Below are 3,120 nucleotides of genomic sequence, written 5' to 3'. Positions count from 1 at the left end.
CGCTGGACCCGGCGGCGCGTCGCGCTGGGATGGACCGCGCCAACCCGCTGTACGTGCTGCGCAACTGGTTGGCGCAGGAGGCGATCGAGCAGGCCGAGCATGGTGACCTGGGCGGCGTGCATGCGCTGCAGCTGCTGCTGCAGCACCCTTACGACGCTCAGCCAGGGGCTGAGCGCTACGCGGCGAAGCGGCCGGCGTGGGCCTTGAACAAGGCCGGCTGCTCGATGCTGTCGTGCAGCTCCTGAACCCGTGCGGCCATTGGCCGGCCCCGGCAAAGGGCCAGCGCGGTACCCTATGCCACCCTCCGTGGTGTCTGACCGATGACTGATTCCTCCTCCACCGTGCCTGCCTGGGCGGGCCGCCTGCGCGATGTTGCCGACTTCCCCAAGCCCGGCATCCTGTTCAAGGACATCATGCCGCTGCTGGCCAACGGGCCGGATTTCGCCGCCGCGATTGACGCGATGGTGGCACCGTGGCGGGAGGCGAGGTTGGATGCGGTGATGGGCATCGAGTCGCGCGGTTTCATTCTTGGCGCGGCGATGGCGCGTGTGCTCGGTGTCGGCTTCATTCCGGTGCGCAAGCCGGGCAAGCTGCCGGGCCGCACCCTGCGCCAGGACTACACGCTGGAGTACCGCACCGACAGCATCGAAGTGCACGCCGACGCGCTGCCGGCCGGTGCACGGGTGCTGGTGGTGGATGACGTACTGGCCACGGGTGGCACACTGCTGGCCGCGTTGTCGCTGGCACGGCAGTTGCAGGTGGACGTGCTGGGCGCGGCGGTGCTGGTCGAGCTGGCCGGCCTGGGCGGCCGCGAGCGCTGGGACAGCGACGTGCCGCTGGTGGCGAATCTGGTTTATTAAGCGCGGTCTTTCATCGCCCGACGTAGAGCCACGCCCTGCGTGGCTGCATAGGCCGGATCAGATCATTACCGCGAAGCCACGCAGGGCGTGGCTCTACGTCGGGTGACCCTATGCGCATTACATCTTTCTGACGCGGAACCGGCGGCCCTTGATCTTGCCGGCTTCCAGGCGCGCGATCGCCTTGCCGACGTGCTCACGTGCAATCGCCACGTACGAACGCGTGGGATAGATATCGATCTTGCCGATCACCTTCGCCGACAACCCGGCCTCGCCGGTCAGCGCGCCCAGGATGTCGCCCGGGCGCAGCTTGTCGGTCTTGCCACCGTCGATGCGCAGGGTCTGCATGGCCGCCTGCGGCAGGACCGCCGGCCGCGCGGTCGCCAAAGGCGTTTTCTGCCAGTCCAGCGGAGCACCTTGCGCCGCTTCCAGCGCATCGGCGCGGTTGCGTTCGCGCCCGGTTACCAGGCTGATGGCGAGCCCGGTCGCGCCGGCGCGACCGGTACGGCCGACGCGGTGCTGGTAGGTTTCGATATCGGTCGGCAGCTCGTAATTGATCACCGCCGCCAGGTCCTGCACGTCCAGCCCGCGCGCGGCCACGTCACTGGCCACGAGCACGTTGCAGCTGCGGTTGGCGAAGCGCACCAGCACTTCGTCGCGGTCACGCTGTTCCATGTCGCCATGCAGGGCCAGTGCGGAGAAGCCGAACTGCTGCAGCGAGTTGGCCACTTCGTCGACGTCGCGGCGGGTGTTGCAGAACACCACCGCCGATTCCGGCGTGTACTTCAGCAGCAGCCCGGCCAGCGCCTTCTGCTTGCTGCTGAGGTCGACCTCGCAGAACAGGTGACGGATCGCCGGGGCATGGTCGGCACCTTCCACGGTCACTTCCTGCGGATCGCGCAGCAGGTCACGCGCGATCTGGCGGATTTCGTCCGGGAAGGTGGCCGAGAACAGCAGCGTCTGGCGGTCCTTGCTGGTGCGCCCGGCGATCTCGCGGATGGGCTCTTCGAAGCCCATGTCGAGCATGCGGTCGGCTTCGTCCAGCACCAGCGTGGTCACCCCGCCCAGCTTGAGCGCGCGCTTGCGGCCGAGCTCCTGGATCCGGCCCGGGGTACCGACCACCACGTGCGGGTCGTGTGCTTCCAGCGAGGCCAGCTGCGGCCCCAGCGGCATGCCACCGGTCAGTACCACCAGCTTCAGGTTGGGAATGCCGGTGGCCAGCTTGCGGATCTGCTTGCCGACCTGGTCGGCCAGTTCGCGGGTCGGGCACAGCACCAGCGCCTGCGCGCGGATCACCGCCGGGTCCAGCTTCTGCAGCAGGCCCAGCCCGAAGGCGGCGGTCTTGCCACTGCCAGTGGGGGCCTGGGCGATCACATCGCGGCGCTCGAGGATGGCGGGCAGGCTCTGGGCCTGCACCGGCGTCATGCGGGTATAGCCCAGCGCGTCGATGCCCGCTGCCAGCGAGGCCGACAGGGGCAGTTCGGAGAATTCGTTCATGGCGCATTCTACCTGTTGCGCCACCCCGGCGTGCCACGACCAACGGTCGTGGCCTACCGGTCATTCACGACGCACGGTCGTGGCCTACCGGTCATTCACGACCCGAACCGGTAGATCACGACCGTTGGTCGTGATCACGCCAACCACCCTTGCACCCCCAGATTCACCCCCAGCCCGCCCACCAGCAGCCAGCCGAACAGCAGCAGCGCCAGCAGCAGTGGCTTCACTCCGGCCTGGCGCAGCGCCGAAACATGCGTGGTCAGCCCCAGCGCGGCCATCGCCATCGCCAGCAGCAGGGTGTCCAGCTGCACCAGTGCGTGGACCAGCCCAGCCGGCAGCCACTGCAGCGAGTTGAACGCCGCCACCGCCACGAAGCCGAACGCGAACCACGGCACCACGATCCGCGCGCGCAGCGCGTCCGGCGTGCCTGCCCGGGTCCGGGCCAGCAGCAGCGATACCACCACCAGCGCCGGGGCCAGCAGCATCACCCGCACCATCTTGGTGATCACCGCCGTGTCGGCCGCAGCCGGACTCACCGCGCCGCCGGCGACGACCACCTGTGCGACTTCGTGGATCGTGGATCCGGCAAACACCCCATAGGCATGCTCGCTGATCGGCACCAGCGCATGGCTGAGGTTGAGCTGGTACAGCAGCGGCCAGGCCAGCATCGCCAGGGTGCCGAACACCACCACGGTCGACACCGCCACCGTCACCTGCTCGGCGCGCGCCCGCAGCACCGGTTCGGCCGCCATCACCGCTGCCGCGC

At 68.9% G+C, this 3,120-nt stretch carries 3 protein-coding genes and 1 pseudogene; 2 read left to right on the top strand and 2 right to left on the bottom strand.

What is annotated here, in order from left to right; translation table 11 throughout:
- A pseudogene (locus EGJ34_RS21045) lies at positions 1-245 on the top strand (hypothetical protein); the annotation flags it as partial.
- A gap of 75 nt (positions 246-320) precedes the next feature.
- The gene (locus EGJ34_RS21040; RefSeq protein WP_125362358.1) at positions 321-860 is read left to right on the top strand and encodes an adenine phosphoribosyltransferase; all 540 of its coding nucleotides are present in this window, start codon (positions 321-323) and stop codon (positions 858-860) included.
- 117 nt (positions 861-977) lie between these two features.
- Here the strand turns inward: EGJ34_RS21040 and dbpA are convergent, their stop codons facing one another.
- Together dbpA and EGJ34_RS21030 are read right to left on the bottom strand one after the other, a co-directional pair.
- On the bottom strand, positions 978-2,354 hold the full coding sequence (gene dbpA / locus EGJ34_RS21035) for an ATP-dependent RNA helicase DbpA (protein WP_125362357.1): 1,377 nt from the start codon (positions 2,352-2,354) through the stop codon (positions 978-980).
- Between the two features lie 134 nt (positions 2,355-2,488).
- Positions 2,489-3,120 (bottom strand): putative sulfate exporter family transporter (locus EGJ34_RS21030; RefSeq protein WP_125362356.1); only part of this gene is annotated, 632 nt, incomplete at its 5' end.

It is taken from the genome of Stenotrophomonas sp. 278, assembly GCF_003935715.1.
Taxonomy (GTDB): Bacteria; Pseudomonadota; Gammaproteobacteria; order Xanthomonadales; family Xanthomonadaceae; genus Stenotrophomonas; species Stenotrophomonas maltophilia_AH.
This window is presented reverse-complemented; position numbering and strand designations above follow the sequence as displayed.